Here is an 18,994-nt window from a genome sequence, read left to right as displayed (position 1 = left end):
TCAGAAACGTTTTGTACGAGGGTAGGTAACGTGAGGCCATCATGGGCGCTGGACGCACGGCGATCGCGACGATGCGTCAGCGACGATAGCGAACGGGTGGATCGTCGCGGCGCCGGTCATACGGCACGCACCCGCGGCGGGGAAACCCGATTTCTACCCCACCTGTGGACGAGTAGCGCGACGCACGACCGAAAACCGGCGGGTTTTACGCCCGCCGCGACAACGACACGCTAAGAAAATACAATGAGTACCGAAGACTTTCCGACGGACCGACCGGCGGTGGTGACCTGTGGGCTCCCGTACGCAAACGGAGACCTCCACATCGGCCACCTCCGCGGCTACATCGGCGCGGACGCGTTCGCCCGCGCGCTCGAAACGCTCGGCCAGGAAACGGCGTACGTCTCGGGTTCGGACATGCACGGGACGCCCGTCGCCGTCAACGCCGAGCAGGAAGGTATCGACCCCGAGGAATTCGCACTGCGCTGGCACGAACAGTATCAGGAAACGTTCCCGAAGTTCGACGTCGATTTCGACAACTACGGGCACACGCACGACGAGACGAACACCGAACTGACCCAGGAGATCGTCCGGACGTTAGACGAGGAAGGCTACGTCTACGAGGACGAGATCCTCGTCGCCTACGACCCGAAGGCCGACGACTACCTGCCCGACCGATACGTCGAGGGGACCTGTCCGTACTGCGGTGCGAAGGCCCGCGGCGACGAGTGCGACGAGGGCTGTCAGCGCCACCTGGAGCCCGGCGAGATCGAGGACCCACGGAGCGTCCGGACCGGCAACCCGGCGGAGTACCGAGAACGGACACACAAGTTCTTCCGCGTCTCCGAGTTCGCCGACTACCTGACGGAGTTCCTGGACGGCCTCGAAGGCACGTCGAACGCCCGGAACCAGCCACGGCAGTGGATCGAAGAGGGACTCCAGGACTGGTGTCTCACCCGCGATATGGACTGGGGGATCGACTACCCCGGGGACGACGGCGCCGCCGAAGACGTCGTCCTCTACGTCTGGGTCGACGCACCGATCGAGTACATCTCGAGTACCAAACAGTACACCGAGCGGGTCGGCCCCGACGAATACGACTGGGAACAGGTCTGGACGGACGAAGGCGAGATCGTCCACGTGATCGGCCGGGACATCATCCAGCACCACACGATCTTCTGGCCGGCGATGCTCGAGGCCGCGGCGTACAACGCGCCGCGTGCAGTGGCTGCCACCGGCTTCATCACCATCAACGGCAAGGGGCTCTCGACCAGTCGCAACCGGGCCATCTGGGCCAGGGAGTACCTCGACGAAGGGTTCCACCCGGACCTCCTGCGGTACTACCTGACGACGACCGGCGGCTTCCAGCAGGACGTCGACTTCTCCTGGGACGCCTTCCAGGAGAAGGTAAACGGCGAGCTCGTCGGTACCGTCGGTAACTTCTGGTACCGCAGCCTGCTCTTTGCCTACCGGAACTACGACGGAACGCCCGATTCGGCCGTCTCCGACGAGGTCGAAGCGCGCATCGAGGAGGCGATCGACGCGTTCACCGACGGTGTGAACGACTACTCGCTGCGCGACGTCGGCCACGCCGCGACGCGACTCGCCCAGTTCGGCAACGAGTACATCCAGCGCAACGAACCCTGGAAGCTCACCGACGAGGAGCCCGACCGGGCGGCACAGGTCATCCGCGACTGCGTCCAGCTCGCGAAGGCCACCGCCGTCCTGCTCTCCCCGATCGCCCCCGGCAAGGCTCAGGCGCTCTGGGAGCAGATCGGTGAAGACGGCGAGATCGCGGACGCACACCTCGAGGACGCACTGGCGGCTCCGCAAGACACGTTCGACGAACCCGGCGAACTATTCGCCAAAATCGAAGACGACCGCGTCGCCGAACTGAACGAGAAACTCGAAGCACGAATCGAGGAAGCGGCGAGCGACGACGAGACGGAAGACGGCGACGGAGCGCCAGCAGACGGCGAAACCGAAAGCGACGACACTGCCGGCGAGCAATCCACGAGCATGACCGACACAGACGACCTCGAACCGTTGACGGAGGATCGCATCGGCTTCGAAGACTTCCAGGACGTGGACATCCGCGTCGGCCGGATCGAAACGGCCGAGGGCATCGACGGTGCCGACGACCTCGCCCGACTCGAAGTCGATATCGGCTTCGAGACGCGTCAGGTCGTCGCCGGGATCAAACAGCTCCACGACCTCGACGAGCTTCCCGGCACGCGGTGTATCCTGCTGGCGAACATGGAACCCGCCGAACTCTTCGGTGTCGAATCCAACGGCATGATCCTGGCCGCGGGCGAGGAAGCGGACCTGCTCACCACGCACGGTGACGCCGCGCTGGGCGAGAAGATCAAGTGACCGTCGCCCCTCGGTAGTCGGCGAAGTCACACACACACACACACACACACACACACACACCAATTCTATCAGCCATCTCGATCGCACCCGTCGTAACTGCGCAGATTTTTCCCTGACTCACGCGTAGCGGGGCACATGAGAAACGCCAAAATCGTCTGTACGCTCGGACCGGCCTCGAGCGACCGCGAGACGATCCATCGGCTCGCCGAGGCGGGGATGTCCGTCGCCCGATTGAACGCGAGTCACGGCGACACCGAGGATCGGGCCGCACTGATCGAGCGACTCCGGACGGTCGACGAGGAACGCGACCGCCCGATCGCGATCATGCTCGACCTGCAAGGACCGGAGATTCGGACGGCGCCGCTCGACGAGGGCGAGACGATCACCCTCGAGACGGGACAGACGGTTCAGCTGGCGGAAGGAACCGCCGTGACGACGGATCGGATCGGGGTTTCGGAACCGCTCGACGGCGTCTCGGCCGGCGACCGGATCCTGCTCGACGACGGGTTGATCGAGCTCGACGTGATCGACGTCGCAGGCGAGGGCGTCGAGACGCGAGTCGAGAGTGGCGGCGAACTCGGGAGTCGAAAGGGCGTAAACGTCCCGGGCGTCGACCTCGACCTCGAGACGATCACGGCCGGCGACCGCGCCGAACTTGAGCTGGCCGCCGAGTACGACGTCGACTTCGTGGCCGCGAGCTTCGTTCGCGACGCCGACGACGTCTACGCGGTCAACGAGGTCCTCGAGGGACTGGACGCCGACGTGCCGATCATCTCGAAGATCGAGCGCGCCGACGCGGTGGACAATCTGGACGAACTGGTCGACGCGTCTGCGGGCATCATGGTCGCCCGCGGGGATCTGGGCGTCGAGCTCCCCATGGAAGACGTCCCGATGATTCAGAAACGGATCATCCGCCGCGGACACGAGGGCGGCGTGCCGGTGATCACGGCCACCGAGATGCTCGACTCGATGGTCCATTCGCGGCGACCAACCCGCGCGGAGGCCTCGGACGTGGCGAACGCCGTCCTCGACGGGACCGACGCCGTCATGCTCTCGGCGGAGACGGCCGTCGGCGACCACCCGGTGCGCGTCGTCGAGACGATGGACCGGATCGTCCGCGAGGTCGAGCGCTCCGGCGAGTACGACACCGTCCTCGAGGGACGCGTGCCGAAATCCGGCTCGACGCGGACCGACGCGCTCGCGAGGGCGGCCCGGTATCTGGCCCGCGACGTCGACGCAGACGCCATCGTGGCCGCGACCGAGTCGGGCTACACCGCCCGGAAAGCGGCCAAGTATCGTCCCGCGATCCCCATCGTCGCCTCGACCCCGCACGAGGACGTCCGGCGTGAGCTCGCCCTCAGCTGGGGCGTCACGCCGGTATACGCACCGGTCGGCAACCAGGGTGTCGACGCCGTCATCGAGCGGGCCGTCCAGTCGGCGCTCGACGCCGGGGTCGCCGAATCCGGGGACACCGTCGTCGTCCTCTGTGGCATGATGACCGAACTGGAAGGGGCGAACACGACGAACATGCTGAAGGTACACGTCGCCGCCGACACGATCGAGACCGGCCGCGTCGTCGTCGAAGGGCGCGCATCCGGGCCGATCGCCCACGCACCCGAAGGCGACCTGACCGACGTTCCGGACGGCGCCATCGTCGCGATCGACGCCATCGACGAGTTTACCGGCGACGTCTCCAAACTGGCTGGAATCGTCGACACTCGGCCCGGGATGACCGGATACGCCGCACTCGTCGCTCGCGAACTGGGGATCCCGATGCTCAGCGACGCGGACTGTACCACCGTCGAGGCTGGCCGGATCGTCACCATCGACGGCGATCGGGGCGTCGTCTACGACGGTGACGTGGGCACCGACGGATCGGAGCGATAAGCCGCCCGCGCACTTTTGAAGCGGGCTCCCGTATACGGAGCAATGACCGAGCGACGGACGGACTCAGGAGCCGTCGACGAAGCAAACGAACCAGACGCCCCAGGAACCGAGGAGCCGGAAGACGAATCCGCGAATGCCCGGGACGAGTTGCGGCCGACGACACCCGGCGGATCGACGAGCGAGTTCGAAGAGACGGATTCGGACGACGAAGCCGCCCGGTCGAAGCCGGGCGTTCCCGAACCGCTCTCGACGCCCGTCCGGTCCGGGTCGATCGACGCCGAAAACGCCGCGTTCGTCGTTCTCGGTGCGTTGGCGACCGTCGCGCTCTTCGTCCGCCTGGCCGGCGTCGCCCTCTAGGCGAGGCGCTGACGAAAAATCACCTCGTAAACAGTTAATTACGGTGACGCCCTAGGACCTCGTATGCTCGAGACGCTGGCGTCGAACACTGCGCTCGTGTTGCTCGCCACTGGCCTCGTACTGATGGTGCTGGAGGCGATGTCTCCAGGGGCGTACCTGATCGTCATCGGCGTCGCGCTCGCCGGCGCCGGGTTGATCGGCGTCGTATTCGGCGGCCTGGGTATCTTCGCACTCGCCGCGCTGACGCTCGTGGTGGGCGTCGCGGCGACGTGGGTCTACCGCGAGTTCGACTTCTACGGTGGCAAGGGACGCGCCCAGACGAGTAGTTCGAGCAGTCTCGCGGGGGCGACCGGCTACGTCACCGACACCGTCACGTCACGTCAGGGCGAGGTGAAACTCGAGAGCGGTGGGTTTGCCCCCTTCTACAGCGCCCGGTCGAGAACCGGCGACATCGAGGAGGGGACCGAGGTCATCGTCCTGGATCCCGGCGGCGGCAACGTCCTCACCGTCGAGCCGCTCGAGTCGGTGGAGCGTGACGAGATCGATCGTGCGCTCGAACGGGGCCGCGAGGCCGAATCGAATGGGGAGACAGTCGACACGGGAGAGCTGGAAGCAGACGACGACGCAGCGGACTCGGTGGATACAGACGTCGAAACCGAACGTTCCGGGTAATCGGCCGCGTTCACCCAGGTCAGGGGGCAGCAGTTCTCCCCGAACCGCACATCCCATTATTCCGATCAGTCACATTCACGAACGGCAACACTTTTGAGACGGCCGCTTGTACAATCCGGTATGGCAACTACCTCGCTATTGATCATCGGTGCACTCGCACTGGTCGTCGTCGTCGCGTCGCTACTCAGTGCCATCGAGATCGTCAACGCGTACGAAAAGCGTGCGCTGACCGTCTTCGGTGAGTACCGCAAACTCCTGGAGCCGGGCATCAACATCGTTCCGCCGTTCGTCTCGAAGACGTACACGTTCGACATGCGAACACAGACGCTCGACGTCCCGCGGCAGGAAGCGATCACCCGGGACAACTCGCCCGTGACCGCCGACGCGGTCGTCTACATCAAGGTCATGGACGCGAAGAAGGCCTTCCTCGAGGTCGACAACTACAAGAAGGCCGTCTCGAACCTCGCCCAGACGACACTGCGGGCGGTGCTCGGCGACATGGAGCTCGACGATACGCTCAACAAACGCCAGCAGATCAACGCCCACATTCGCGAAGAACTCGACGAACCCACCGACGAGTGGGGGATCCGCGTCGAGAGCGTCGAGGTCCGCGAGGTCAACCCCTCGAAGGACGTCCAGCAGGCGATGGAACAGCAGACCTCCGCCGAGCGAAAACGCCGTGCCATGATCCTGGAGGCCCAGGGTGAACGCCGCAGCGCCGTCGAAAAGGCCGAAGGTGACAAGCAAAGCGACATCATCCGCGCACAGGGTGAAAAACAGAGCCAGATCCTGGAGGCACAGGGTGACTCGATTTCGACGGTCCTTCGGGCCAAGTCCGCCGAATCGATGGGCGAACGCGCGGTCATCGACAAGGGGATGGAGACGCTCTCGGAGATCGGCCAGGGCGAGTCCACGACGTTCGTCCTCCCGCAGGAACTGTCCTCGCTCGTCGGTCGCTACGGCAAGCACCTAAGCGGGAGCGACGTCTCCGAGGGAGAGGAATCCCTGGAGAGTCTCGAGTTCGACGAGGAGACCCGTGAACTGATCGGCCTCGACGACATCGCCGAGATCATCGGCGAGATCGACAAGGAAGCCGACATGGACGTCGAAGCCATGGAGCAAGAGGCCCAGGCGATCAAAGAGGGCAAAGACCCGGCGACGATTACGGACCCAGACGAGGTCATCGAGGAGATGGACCAGGAGATCGACGGCGGCTCCGGGCAGTAATCGGACCGGTCAGTTGCCGTGAACGTTCTGTTCGCGAAACGAAAATCGAACGAAACCGGTTTTACGGAGGAGACCGAGGAGACAGTAGAGTCGCATGACCGGTGACGATCGCGTCGACGAAGACAAACGGGCCACGTTACGCCGGTTCGCCACCGTTGGCGCCAGCGCATCGCTCGTCGGATCGGCGAGCACCGCGACCGCGACCGGCGACAGCGAGCCACGTGACGCGATCACCGGCTACCTGTCGACGACACCGGGCGCACACTTTTCGAAGATCCGGGACGACCTCAAACTCGGCACCGGCGAGACCCAGCACCACCTGCGAACGCTCGAATCGGCCGGATCGATCGAGCAGTTCCGCGACGGGGACTACCGCCGGTACGTCCAGACAGGGCGCTTCGACGAGTTCGAGAAACGAGCGCTCGGGTACCTCCGTCGGGAGACCCCTCGTGGCATGATACTCGAACTGCTCCGATCGCCGGATGCGGGTGCGAACGACCTCGCAACCGCACTGGACGTCTCCCCACCGACGATCAGCAAGTATGCTGGCGAACTCGAGACCCACGGATTACTTTCGCGCGAGGACGGCTACTCGCTCGTCCGACCAGAAACCGTGCTGCTTCTGGTCGTCAGCCACGCCGAATCCTTCGGCTCCGACGCCGTCTCGCTCGCCGACAAGGCCGATCAACTTCTCGTGTACGACGGCTGATCGCACCGGTCTGTGCCCACGGGTGGGGAACGCTTTTGCCGTCACACGCGAACTGCGGGTACATGAGCGACTTCGACCTCGACCTGCGGGCGATGGAAGAACACATCGAGGACGGTGACACCGACGTCGTCGATGCCGACGTGGTTCTCGACGTGCTCGACGGGACGACACCGGACGAAGAACGGATCGAAACCGTGAGCGACGGCAGCGTCCTCTTGCTCGACGTCGACGGTGACGTCAACGAACTCGCGTCCGGATTCGCTCGTGAGGTTTCGGAAGCCGGTGGCAACCTGGTTCACTTCCGCGGGTTCCTCGTCGTCACACCGCCCGGCGTCTCCGTCGACAACAGCCGACTGTAAGGAACCGACGAGCGCCGCCCGGTCCACAAGCCGTTAGGCAGCCGAGTCGGTGAACGTCAGCACGTGGCCGTCTGGATCGATGACTACCCGGTCGGAGCCACGCGCCGTCGTCTCGCACGCATCGTCTTCGACCAGCTCCACCACTGTCCCTGGATCGGCACAGGAAAATCCGAGGTCGACGTGGACGCCGCCCCGGGCGTCGGCGATACCGAGTTGGGGCTCCCAGAGCTCCAGTGCGACGGGGCCGTCCATCCTGATTCGTCGGCGGTCGGCCCCGGTATCGACCGTCTCGAAACCGAGCCGTTCGTAGAACGATCGCGACCGATCGATCGACGCCACCTCGAGTGCCACCTCGAAGATGCCGTCGATACCCGGACCGTCGACATCGCGCTGCCCGAGTTCGACGCAGTTGCCGTCGGGATCGTAACAGTAGAGCGATCTGGCGTCACCGAACTGGACCTCCTCGAGGTCGAACGCCGGTTCGAGGTGGTCCCACCACGCGTCGAACTCCGCTGCTGGGATCGAACAGGCGAAGTGCGTGTGGAGACCGCCACGCGGGAGATCGATCGGCCGTCGAATCACGAGTTCCGACGGACCGGTCTCGAACCGGATCTCCGTCTCGGTTGCAGTCACGATCGACAGGGAAAACGTCTCCTCGTAGAACGATCGCGCCGCGTCGAGGTACTTCACCTCCAGACCGAGCCAGGCGAGTTCGTCGAGCATACGGGTCGTTCGAGGCACAGCCGTTTATGAGTAGGCCAGTTGTACCGTCGGTCACGCGAACCGACAACGGATGACTTAACCGGTGGTACGCCCATCTCCCGGCAGAGCACACGATGTCCGAGCTACCGGAGGACTTCAGCTGTACGATCACCAACTGGGAGTACATCTACAGCCTCTGTCGGGACGTGAGCGAGCAAGTTAGACGAGACACGTTCGAACCGGACGTGATCGTCGCGCTCGCGCGCGGCGGCTGGTTCGCCGGCCGATGTCTCTGTGACTTCCTCGGCCTCGACGACCTGACGAGCCTGAAGATGGAACACTACGTCGGCGCCGCCGAGAAGGCCGACGAGCCCACGGTCAGGTACCCGATGCCCGAAGGAAGCGTCGAGGGCAAGGACGTCCTGATCATCGACGACATCGCCGACACCGGCGGGTCGATCGAACACGCCCACGAGTACGTCACCGACCGCGGCGCGGGAACCGTCCGCACCGCCACCCTCCAGTTGCTCGGAACCAGCGAGTTCGAACCCGAGTACGTCGGCGAACGCCTAGAAGAGTGGGCCTGGATCGTCTATCCGTGGAACTTCATCGAGGATATGATCGACCTGATCTCGGGCGTCATGGAGTCGACCGACCAGGAGACGTTTACCGAAGAGGAGATCCGTCACTTCCTCGCGAATACGCACGACATCCAGCGCATCGAGATGGAGATCGCCCAGCCCGATCGACTGCAAGAGGTCCTCTCCGAGATGGAACGACGCGACGTCATCGAAACCGTCCGCGGCGACGAGTGGCGCCTCACGGACTAACAAGCAATAACTACCGAAGTCCGACCGCGCCACGGCCGTAATCGCGCGTCTCCTCCGCCGTCAATCCGCCACCGCTTCGCTCGCTTCGACTTCGACTGGCACCTGCTGTATCCAGAGATCGCCGAACAGCTCGTCCTGTTCGAGGCGGAGTTGCCCTCGGTGTGCCAGAAACAGCAAGGCGAGATAGGTCATCACGCGTGACCCACCGGCGTCCTCGATCTCGGCGAAGAGTACCTCCTCACGACCACCTTCGTAGTGTGGCGCGAGTGCCGCCTCGACGTCGGCGATGACGGCGTCGATCTCTTCGTCGTGCTGGGTGTGGGTGACGTCGTCCGCCGTCGGTTCGTCCACGCCACGATAGGCGTCCTCGGAGTGGTAGCTGAGTTCCTGGACACCACGATTGAACCCCGACGGCGAGTTCGAGGTGTCGTACTCTCTGGAGCGCTTCCACCAGGACCCGCGTTCGGCGTCGCGAAGTTCGCGAACGAGTTCGTCGAGCGTCTCGGGTTTGCCGCGGGCGTGCTGGCGTTCGAGCCGCCGATCCATCTCGGCTTCGAGCCGCTCGACGGGATCGAACCCGGGTGCGTCACCGCCATCGTCGACCGGCCCCTCGTCGTCGACGAACGCCGCTTCCCAGGGCGGTAACTCCTCCTCGTCAGGCTCGTCGGGGCTGAAGAGCACGTCACTCTTCATCCGCAAGAGGACACTCGCGTAGAACAATGCCCGGCCGGAGGTCCGCAGATCCGCCTCGTCGAGGGCGTCGAGAAACGTATCCGTCACGTGGACGATGTCGATGTCCCAGGGATCGATCTCGCCGTCCTTCGCGAGTTGTACCAGCAACTCGACCGGCTGAACGTCCTCGTCGTCATCGTCCGCCGCCTCGGGAACCTCCGCCGGAAACGGATCGTCCGAAACTGCCGACTCGTCACCGAAGTCGAGCATCGACGACGCGCCGTCCGGCGGGTCGCGGTCTTCGTGCCCAGCGATCGACAGCGGGATCTCGTCGTCGGCCGCTTCGTCCGTTTCTGTCTCGGTGTCCGTTCCTGCGGCCGTCCCATCGGCTGCATTCGTCGCCTGCGGCTCCTCGCCATCCTCACTCACGGGTCGCTCACGCTCCCCGTTCGCATCTTCCGAGGGTTCCGTCGTCACCTGCGGTTCCTCGGGAGCATCGCTAGTCATCAGCCACAACCCCCTCTTCACTCAGGTCGATGCCGGTCACCGCACTCACGTTGTCCTGTTGCATCGTCACACCGATCGCCCGCTCGGACCGGTCGAGCATGGCCTGGCGGTGCGAGACGACGACGAACTGCGCGTCGCCCGCCAGTTGGTCGACCATCCGACCGACGCGTTCGGCGTTGACCGCGTCGAGGAAGGCGTCGACCTCGTCGAGTGCGTAGAACGGTGCGGGGTTGTGCCGCTGGATAGCGAAAATAAAGGCGAGTGCAGTCAGGGACTTCTCGCCGCCCGACATCGCGTCGAGACGCTGGATGGGCTTGTCGCCCGGCTGGGCCTTCATCGTGAGGCCGCCATCGAACGGGTCCTCCTCGTTCTCCAGGTGGAGCGACCCGGTTCCCTCCGAGAGCTGTTCGAAGATCTCCGTGAATTGTTCGTTGATGGCCTCGTAGGCCTCCATGAACGTCTCTTTCTTCAGGCTCTCGTAGCGTTCGATGCGCTCACGAATGCCCTCGGCCTCCTCGACGAGCGTCTCGCGGTTCGCTTCGAGTTCGTCGAGTTCGTCTCGAACCTCGGCGTACTCGTCGATGGCGAGCATGTTGACCGGTTCGAGGGCTTGCATGTCCGTTTCGAGGAGGTCGACCATCTCCACGACGGTGTCGTGGTCCGGCACCTCCTCGGGATCGTACTCGCCGACTTCCTCCTCTAAGGAGTCGATCTCCCACTCCAGCGCGTCGAGGCGCTCCCGAGCGTTCGAGAGGTCCGCTTCGACGTCGTTGACCTCGTCCTGGACCTCGTCGCGTTCCTGACGGGCCTCGTCGAGGTCGTCCCTGAGACCAGTCCGTTCCTCTTTGAGTTCCGCGAGTTCGTCTTCGAGTTGGGCGACCGCGGCCCGCTTTTCTTCTAGAACCGCTTCCTGGGACTCGATCTCGTCCTCGAAGGTCTCGATTCGTTCCTCGTAGTCGGCCTTTTGATTCTGGGCCGCTTCGATCTCGTCGTGGAGGTCGTCGATCGCCTCCTCGGCGTAGGATTTCTCGAGTTCGAGTTCGTTGAGTTTCGAGTCGAGTTCGTCGATCCGCTCGGTTCGCTCGTCGATCTCGGCTTCTAAGTCTTCGATCTGGCCCGTGAGTTCGGGGATCTTCGAGTCGGCCAGTTCCGCCTCGAGATCGGCGATCGTCCCCTCGATCTCGTCGATCTCGTCCTGTTTGGCCTCGATCTGGGCGGAGATGTCCGTCATCTCCTCGTCGACCTCTTCACGTTCGGCTTCGAGGTCTTCCAGTTCGGCCTCGTCGGATTCGATCTCCGCCTCGAGTCGATCGCGCTGTTCGTCTAGCTTCTCGATCTCGTTCTCGATCGAACGGACCTCGTCGGCTGCATCGGTCTGGCGATCACGCGCGTCGTCGAGCCTGGATTCGACGTCGCGGAGTTCGTCACGCAGGTCGTCGCGCTGGTCTTGCAACTCGGTGATCTGGGTCGCGACGCGTTCGAGTTTGCCGCGGCCGTCCGTCGAGAACGAATAGCGCGAGCCCTTTCGCGACCCACCGGTCATCGCACCGCTCTTCTCGACGAGGTCGCCGTCCAGCGTCACCATCCGGTAGTCGCCCATGTACGACCGGGCCGTCTCGATATCCTCGACGACGAGGGTATCCCCGAGGACGTACGAGAAGATCCCGTCGTATTGGTCGTCGAAGTCGACGAGGTTGTACGCGAAGTCGACGACACCCGGATCCGACGGCGCGGAGGGGAGACTCCGGGAGTACATCTCCGTCATCGGGAGGAACGTGGCCCGCCCGGCGTTCTTCGATTTGAGGTGATCGATACAGCGCTGGCCGACACCGTCGTCGTCGACGACGACGTTCGCGAGTCGCCCACCCGCCGCAGTTTCACACGCCGTGGCGTACGCACCGTCGACGCTCCCGAGCTGGGCGACCGCGCCGTGGACGCCGTCGAACCCGGTATTGAGAATCGTCGTCACCGCACGACCGAACGAGGAGTCCCCACTCTCGCCGGCCTTCGCCTCGAGCTCTGCGTACTCCTGCTGTTTGGCCTGGAGTTCGTCCTCGAGTTCGTCGACGTCGTCCTGCAGCGAGAAGCGTTCGCGTTTGAGGTCGGTGACGACCGAGTCGATGTTCTCGCGGTTGGTCTCGGCCTTGTCGAGTTCGCGTTCGAGTTCCGATCGTTCGTCTTCGAGTTCGGGGAGCAGTTCCTCGGTCTCCTCGATCGAGGATTCGAGTTCGGCGATCTGGTTCGAGCGTCGCCTGGCCTCGTCGAGCAATCGGTCCTGCTCGCGCTGGAGGTCGTTCTTCTCGGTCTTTGCCTCTTCGACGGCGTCCTTGCACTCGGCGAGTTCGGCTTTCACCTCGTCGTACTCGGTGTCGACGTTCTCGAGTTCCGTCTCCAGCGACTCGATCTCGGCTTCGCGCTCTTGGATCTCCGAGGTGACGGAGGCCTTCTCGAGTTTGCACTCGCGCATCTCGTCGGCGAGGTCGTCGACGCGCTCCTGTTTGCGGTCGATCTGGACGAACGCATCCCGCCGATCGGCTTCGGCTGCCTCGATACGCTCCTCGGCGGTCTCGATCTTGTCTTCGAGCCGAGCGATCTCGCCTTTGACCTCCTCGATCTCGCCTTTGATCTTCAACTGCTCGTCTTCGCCTTTCTGCTCGATCTCGTCGTTTAAGTCCTCGAGATCTTCCTGAAGACGAACGACGGCGCCCTGCTTCTCGTCGAGGCTTCGCTGTAACGATTCGAGTTCGTCCTCGAGATCGTCCACGCGAGCTTCGACGTCGTCGCGTTCTTCGCGCTTGTCCTCGAGTTCACTGGCCTTGAGATACCCCTCGTACTCGGCCTTTTCGCGACGGAGGCGGCGATAGCGAAGCGCCGTCTGGCGCTCGTCTTCTAACTGGTCGAGCCGGGTCTGTTTCTCCTCGATGCGCAGTTGGGCTTCGTCGATCCGCTCTTCGACGACCTCTAGTTCCTCGAACGCATCTTCCTTTTTCGCGTCGAACTCCGCGACGCCGGCGATCTCGTCGATGATCTCACGACGACTGTGGGGCGTCGTGTTGATGATCTCGGTGACGTCGCCCTGCATGACGACGTTGTACCCCTCCGGCGTAACGCCGGCCTGAGCGAGCAGGTCCTTGATGTCCGTGAGGTTGACCGAGCGACCGTTCAGGTAGTAGTAGGAGTAGTAGTTGTCCTCGGTCTGTTTGACCCGGCGGCGAATGCGTATCTCGTCGCAGTCGCCGACGTCGTCGGAGCCAGCGGCTGTGGCCACCTGGGAGCGCTCCAGCGTGCGGTCGGCGTTGTCGAGGATGACTTCGACCTCGGCCTCGCGTGTGCTCGCGGGGCGCTCACCGTCGTCGTACCCGGGGTTGTAGATGAGATCGGTGAGTTTCTCCGCGCGAATGCCCCGCGTCCGGGCGAGCCCCAGGGCGAACAGGACGGCGTCGATGATGTTCGACTTGCCGGAGCCGTTCGGCCCCGTGATGACGGTGAAGTCCTCGTAGAAGGGGATTCGAGTCTTGCGTCCGAAGCTCTTGAAGTTGTCGAGGACGAGGGCTTTGATGTGCATTTCCGTACGAACCTCCGCGCACCCGCAAGCGCGGATCCTTTACGCGACGATGATTTCGTCGGTACCTGACTCTTGTGGTTCGTCCTGTTCCTCGACCGCCTCGGCTTCGGGGTCCGCCTCGAGTCCGAGGTCGGCCGGGTCGGCGTCGGCTTCGGCGGTCGCGGCCGCGACGTCGTCGGGGCCGGCTTCGCGAGCCTCGGTCGCCCGTCGCTCCGGCACTCGCGTCTGCTGTTCGGCATCGAGCAGATCCTCGAGGACGCGAATTCGCTCCTTCGATTCGACCAGTTCTTCGGTGAGGCCCTCGACCGTCGACTCGAGTTCACGAACCGTCGACTCGAGTTCCTCGACGCGATTTCTCGGCATACCAGCTAGGGGTTGCTCGGGCCACATAAACGTGTGTCAGACACAGTCTTTGATTTTGACACTACCTCGAAAGCGTCCAGAGACACCGAGACGATGGTGCTGGGCGGGAGACCGGCAGTCGCTTCACCGGCCCGCGAGCGTCGCTCCGTTATCCTTTAAGCCACAGGGTCCGAAACGCGTCCAATGACCGCCCAGACCGTCCAGCAGGGTGAGCTCGTGACCGTCATCGGGCTCGAGGTCCACGTCCAGCTGGAGACCGAGACGAAGATCTTCTGTGGGTGTTCGACGGGCGACGCGGACGAACCGAACGAACACGTCTGTCCCGTCTGCCTCGGCCTGCCGGGAGCGTTGCCGGTCGTCAACGAGGCCGCCGTCGAAGCTGCAGTGAAGATCGGGAAGGCGATCGACGCGGAGATCCCCCAGGAGACCCGTTTTCACCGGAAGAACTACTACTACCCCGACCTGCCGAAGAACTTCCAGATCACCCAGTACGACGAGCCGATCTGCCAGTCGGGCGAACTCGAGGTGCGCGTCGAGGGCGAGCGACGCCCCATCGAGATCGAACGCGCCCACCTTGAAGAGGATCCGGGCAGCCTCCAGCACGTCGGAGGCGGCGGAGGCATCGACTCCGCGGAGTACACCCTGATCGACTACAATCGCGCCGGGACGCCGCTGATGGAGATCGTGACGGCGCCCGACTTCCGCAGCCCAGCCGAAGTCCGGGCCTTCCTGGCCGAACTCGAGGAGGTACTCGAGTACCTGGGTGTCTTCGACGCCGAACGCGACGGGAGTCTCCGCGTCGACGCAAACCTCTCGATCGTCGAGGCCGCGGAAGCCGACGAGAACGGCGAACTCTCGACGGAGGCGCTCGAATCGGCGAACCGGACCGAAGTCAAGAACATCTCGAGTCACAAGGGTGCAGAAAAGGCGCTGGCCTACGAGGAGACGCGGCAGAAAAACGCCATCCAGCGCGGGCGCGTCGTCGAACAGGAGACGCGCCACTGGGACGAGAGTCGCGGCATTACGGTCTCGATGCGATCGAAAGCCGAGGAGAAGGACTACCGCTACTTCGAAGAAGCCGACATTCCGCCGCTGCAGGTCGCCCACTGGCGCGAGGAGATCGAGATTCCGGAGCTCCCACGGGCCCGCCGCGAGCGCTTCCGCGAGGAGTACGCCCTCGGCGAGGAAGCCGCCTCGAAACTCACCTCGACCAAGCAGGTCGCCGACTTCTACGAGGATCTGGCGAGCGAGTTCGATCCCGACCTCGCCGCGACCTGGGTCGCCGACGAACTGCTCGGTGAACTCAACTACCGCGACATGGCGATCACGGAACTCGAGGATCGCCTCGACGAGGTCGCCCGGCTGGTCGAACTCGTCGCCACCGACGAGATCACCGCCAAGAACGCGAAGGAGATCGTCCTGCGGACGATGCTCGACGAGGGAGCAGCTCCGGACGCGATCGTCGAAGCCGAAGGGCTCGGCAAGACCGACGAGGGTGAAGTCGAGGCCGCCGTCGAAGCCGCGATCGCCGACAACCCCGATGCAGTCGCCGACTACGCCGAGGGTGACGACGGCGCGATCAACTTCCTCGTCGGCCAGGTCATGCAGGCCACCGGCGGCAGCGCCGATCCGGGGACCGTCAACCAGCTCCTGCGTGCCGAACTCGAAGAGTAGGACCGGACCGAGACGTCCACTCGGACACCACGGCGTTCCTTCGTTTTTCACGCCATCCGCCAACGCACCACACCCATTCAGACGCGCTCGGACGCCAACGAACTCGAGACTCAGTCGATCCGCTTTCCTCCCCGTCCACGCGCCTCCCACTCGCCCTCGATCGGCGGCCGCTCGAACGTCGCGGTGCAGGTCTGACAGGCGACGACCGGTTCGTCCGACTGTCCGAGAACGACTCGCAGATCCTCGCCTCCACAGGCGGGACACGCTGCAGGTTCCCAGTGATCGTCGCACTCGGTACACGCGAACGTGAGCGAATTACCAGCCAAATCCAGACGGAGGTCGTCGCCGCGACAGGGCGGACACGCGATCGGGATGCGCACGTCGTCGCTATCCCGCGGGGCGCCGAGCGCCAGTACTGACAGCGAGTCTTCGCCGTCGTTCCGGCCGGCCTGGTACTCGCCCGGAGCGAAGCGTATCGCTTCGTGCGAGCCGACAGCGACCTGGCCATCGAGCGTCGCGAAGGCCGCTTCTCCGGACAGGACGACGAAGACCTCCGCCTGATCGCGGTGGGCGTGTAACCCGGCGGGGAAGCGTTCACCGGGAGCTATCCGGTAGTGGTTTATCGCGAGGGCCGACGTCTCGAGCGAGGACGAGAGCGAACGCCGCACGAACGACGGGCTTCCCGTCAACGAGTCCGCAGGAGAGCCAGGGTCGTTTGTCGATTCGAATTCGTCCGCCAACGAGGCGCGTTTCACGTCCGTAAATCGGATCGGATGCCCAAAACGGTCCCGGGTGGAGACGTAATTACGCGTCCTCGATCCCTTCGCAGTGACGGTCCAGCACCGTCAGGTCACCGTCGACGATCAGTTCGAGGCGCTCCCCCTCCAGTGAGACCACGAGTGAAATCCGCCACGGGTCGCGTGATTCGACCGTGACGGTTCGGTCGGTCGCGGCGAACTCCAGTTCCCACAGCGGTGTCGTCAGGAGGTCGAGGCCGTGGTCGTGACAGAACGCGCGTAGCGCCGGGTCGGCAAGGACGGCCTCACCGATCGACAGGTAGCGCGCGTCGTTGCAGTTTCGACAGTGAACGAACGCGGAGACGACCCGGCGATCGTCGGTGGGAAACGGCGTCTCGTCGGGTTCGAGCACCGTCGCGGTCGGCTCCTGTCCGCAGGTGGGACAGACGCGGCGGGCGAACGCGAGGTGGTTCTGGTGGGTGAAGCGGGCGATTCCGTCGAGATCGAGGTCCGCCGCCGCGTCGATTCCCGGTGGAACGGTCGTGACGTCGTACCGATAGTCGCAGTCGGGACACTGGATCCGGAGTTCACCCTCGTGAACGACGGCATCGACGGGCGCCTCGCAGTAGTGGCAGGCGAAGCCGGCGGGCGTCGTCGATTCGGTGACCCGGCGGTCGAACGAGCCGGCAGAGAGCGCCTGGTAGAGGACGCGTCCCTCGGGACGGATACGATAGCCGTCGTCGGTTCGCTCGACGAAGTGGCCGACGAGCTGGCCGAGGTGATAGTTGAACTGGCTACTCCGGACGTCGACATCGACTCGATCCCGGAGGGCGGAGAACGCGACTGGCGGCCCGCCGCGGACGTCGGGATCGCCGAGGGCTCGAACGATAGCGGCTCTGATTTCGTTGCCGACGAGCGCGAACGGATCCGAGGGCGCCGGGCCCGGGTTGGACGAATCCTCGCGAGTCACGCCAGAGACGTCGTCGGACGGCACCCTAATCGTTGCGGCATCGATTCGGGCGCTGGAACGGAACCGCCTATTCGGTTCGATCAACCCGGACCGAAGCCGGGTCAGTCGCCCGGATCGACATCGACCGCAGTCCCTGCACGGTTCGGTTCACGGTCGCCGAATGGCGTGGTGACGAAGACCAGTCCGGCGGCCGCGACGACGATGATCAGGCCGGTCGCAGAGAGCACGGTGACCAGCCCCATCACGTCGGCCAGCGCGCCGACGACGAATTTCCCACCGGCACCGGCCAGCATACTGCTCATCGAGACCCCCGAGAGAACCGTCGCCCGGCCGACGTCGTCGATCCGATCGTTCAGGTACTGATTCCGAATCGGGTTGAGGATGGTTCTGATCCCCCGGTTGGTGAAGAACAGTGGGACGAGTGCGAACGGAACCAGCGCGATGGCGATCGAGGCGACGCCGTAAACCGGAAGAACCAGCGTGTAGGTCAGGCGAACGCCAAGCCGGTCTCGAACCCAGCCGGCGGTCGCCGCCGCACCCCCGGAGACGAGTTTGAACGCGGCGTAGAGCAATCCGAAACCGGCGACCGGGAGCCCGACCGATTCGAGTCCGGGTTGCTCGAACACCCTGATGACCTGATACAGCATCGAAATCAGCGTCACGTACGCGACGAACCATCTGATATCCGTCCGGGCGAACGACACTCGCAGTGAACGGATAGCCTCGTGAACGGTGAACGGCTCCGCGTCGGGCGCATCCCGGTCCGCCGCCGCAGGCGACGTCGGTCGCGACCGCGGCGCGGTGATCAATAGCGGAATCCCGACCACCGCGACGAGTGCATTAGCGAGAAAGGGAACCTCCCAGCCGTATCCGACGAGGAAACCCGCCGACGCGGCCATCACCGCCTCGAATCCCAGTTTGACCGTCGTCGCTCGACCGCGAACGCGAGTGAACTCGTCCGCCTCGCCCTCTCTCGCGAGGAGTTCGTAGAGCCAGGCGTCCGCCGTGCCCGAACGAAACGCCCAGCCGATCGCCCAGAACGCGTGGAGCGCGACGTAGCCGAGCGGCGTCTCGACGACGGTGTAGCCGACCATGAACGTCGCGATAATCACGTTTCCGAGCAGGAGGCTATTCGGTCGACTGAGCCGATCACCGACGTACCCCGTCGGAATCTCCGCGAGGACCATCGCGACGGAGAACGCCCCCAGAACGAGGCCGATTTCGTCGAGTCCGAAGCCGCGAACCTGCTGTAAATACACGACGCTCACCGGGAGATAGAAGCCGTTCGAGACGGTGATCCGGTAGGCGTAGAATCGCCACACCGTTGCATTCGTCTCGTTCGTCGTCTCGCTCATCGTATCGAGTGAACCGGCCGCAAGACCCGTAAACGTGT

The 18,994-nt window shown here is 64.3% G+C and carries 16 protein-coding genes; 9 read left to right on the top strand and 7 right to left on the bottom strand.

Annotated elements, in window-relative coordinates; genetic code table 11:
* The first annotated feature begins 243 nt into the window (after positions 1-243).
* The 7 genes from metG to HALRU_RS05395 all read left to right on the top strand — a co-directional run bounded on the left by metG (position 244) and on the right by HALRU_RS05395 (position 7,581).
* Complete coding sequence (gene metG / locus HALRU_RS05425; RefSeq protein ID WP_015300395.1) at positions 244-2,370, top strand: methionine--tRNA ligase; 2,127 nt, start codon at positions 244-246, stop codon at positions 2,368-2,370.
* Positions 2,371-2,505: 135 nt separating this feature from the next.
* Positions 2,506-4,257: a pyruvate kinase gene (gene pyk / locus HALRU_RS05420; protein WP_015300394.1), complete on the top strand. Its 1,752-nt coding sequence runs from the start codon at positions 2,506-2,508 to the stop codon at positions 4,255-4,257.
* Between the two features lie 42 nt (positions 4,258-4,299).
* Positions 4,300-4,614 carry a DUF7312 domain-containing protein gene (locus tag HALRU_RS05415; RefSeq protein ID WP_015300393.1) on the top strand — a complete coding sequence of 105 codons (315 nt, stop codon included), beginning with the start codon at positions 4,300-4,302 and terminating at the stop codon, positions 4,612-4,614.
* Positions 4,615-4,677: 63 nt separating this feature from the next.
* A complete protein-coding gene (locus HALRU_RS05410) occupies positions 4,678-5,286 on the top strand; it encodes an NfeD family protein (RefSeq protein WP_015300392.1) in 609 nt (202 codons plus the stop codon).
* A 120-nt stretch (positions 5,287-5,406) separates the two neighbouring features.
* On the top strand, positions 5,407-6,513 hold the full coding sequence (locus HALRU_RS05405) for an SPFH domain-containing protein (RefSeq protein ID WP_007697618.1): 1,107 nt from the start codon (positions 5,407-5,409) through the stop codon (positions 6,511-6,513).
* Positions 6,514-6,607: 94 nt separating this feature from the next.
* Positions 6,608-7,222, top strand: a complete 615-nt coding sequence (locus HALRU_RS05400; protein ID WP_015300391.1) for a winged helix-turn-helix transcriptional regulator — start codon at positions 6,608-6,610, stop codon at positions 7,220-7,222.
* Between the two features lie 62 nt (positions 7,223-7,284).
* Positions 7,285-7,581 (top strand): DUF5779 family protein, encoded by a 297-nt coding sequence (locus HALRU_RS05395; protein ID WP_007697621.1) that lies wholly within the window; start codon positions 7,285-7,287, stop codon positions 7,579-7,581.
* Positions 7,582-7,614: 33 nt separating this feature from the next.
* Here the strand turns inward: HALRU_RS05395 and HALRU_RS05390 are convergent, their stop codons facing one another.
* Positions 7,615-8,304, bottom strand: a complete 690-nt coding sequence (locus HALRU_RS05390) for a VOC family protein (protein ID WP_015300390.1) — start codon at positions 8,302-8,304, stop codon at positions 7,615-7,617.
* Between the two features lie 113 nt (positions 8,305-8,417).
* On the opposite strand from HALRU_RS05390, the gene HALRU_RS05385 reads away from it, so the two are divergent.
* Positions 8,418-9,113, top strand: coding sequence for a phosphoribosyltransferase (locus HALRU_RS05385; RefSeq protein ID WP_015300389.1), 696 nt, complete (start codon positions 8,418-8,420; stop codon positions 9,111-9,113).
* Between the two features lie 60 nt (positions 9,114-9,173).
* Here the strand turns inward: HALRU_RS05385 and HALRU_RS05380 are convergent, their stop codons facing one another.
* Genes HALRU_RS05380 through HALRU_RS05370 form a run of 3 tightly spaced genes read right to left on the bottom strand, consistent with a single transcriptional unit; the run spans position 9,174 to position 14,220 of the window.
* Entirely contained in the window at positions 9,174-10,292 is a 1,119-nt protein-coding gene (locus tag HALRU_RS05380; RefSeq protein WP_015300388.1) for a segregation and condensation protein A, read from the bottom strand.
* Positions 10,285-13,857 (bottom strand): chromosome segregation protein SMC, encoded by a 3,573-nt coding sequence (smc, locus tag HALRU_RS05375; RefSeq protein WP_015300387.1) that lies wholly within the window; start codon positions 13,855-13,857, stop codon positions 10,285-10,287. Before smc ends, HALRU_RS05380 begins: the two co-directional genes overlap by 8 nt.
* Before the next feature lie 39 nt (positions 13,858-13,896).
* On the bottom strand, positions 13,897-14,220 hold the full coding sequence (locus HALRU_RS05370; RefSeq protein ID WP_015300386.1) for a DUF7518 family protein: 324 nt from the start codon (positions 14,218-14,220) through the stop codon (positions 13,897-13,899).
* Positions 14,221-14,403: 183 nt separating this feature from the next.
* On the opposite strand from HALRU_RS05370, the gene gatB reads away from it, so the two are divergent.
* Positions 14,404-15,894, top strand: a complete 1,491-nt coding sequence (gene gatB / locus HALRU_RS05365) for an Asp-tRNA(Asn)/Glu-tRNA(Gln) amidotransferase subunit GatB (RefSeq protein WP_015300385.1) — start codon at positions 14,404-14,406, stop codon at positions 15,892-15,894.
* A 110-nt stretch (positions 15,895-16,004) separates the two neighbouring features.
* Here the strand turns inward: gatB and HALRU_RS05360 are convergent, their stop codons facing one another.
* From HALRU_RS05360 to HALRU_RS05350, 3 genes are all read right to left on the bottom strand, one after another.
* Positions 16,005-16,649: a cupin domain-containing protein gene (locus HALRU_RS05360; protein ID WP_015300384.1), complete on the bottom strand. Its 645-nt coding sequence runs from the start codon at positions 16,647-16,649 to the stop codon at positions 16,005-16,007.
* 49 nt (positions 16,650-16,698) lie between these two features.
* A complete protein-coding gene (locus HALRU_RS05355; protein WP_015300383.1) occupies positions 16,699-17,601 on the bottom strand; it encodes a DUF7351 domain-containing protein in 903 nt (300 codons plus the stop codon).
* Between the two features lie 101 nt (positions 17,602-17,702).
* Positions 17,703-18,956, bottom strand: coding sequence for an MFS transporter (locus HALRU_RS05350; protein ID WP_148680450.1), 1,254 nt, complete (start codon positions 18,954-18,956; stop codon positions 17,703-17,705).
* Positions 18,957-18,994: the final 38 nt, after the last annotated feature.

The organism is Halovivax ruber XH-70 (assembly GCF_000328525.1).
Classification (GTDB): domain Archaea; phylum Halobacteriota; class Halobacteria; order Halobacteriales; family Natrialbaceae; genus Halovivax; species Halovivax ruber.
Note: the sequence above shows the minus strand (reverse complement) of the source record. Positions and strands in the feature narration are given on the sequence as shown.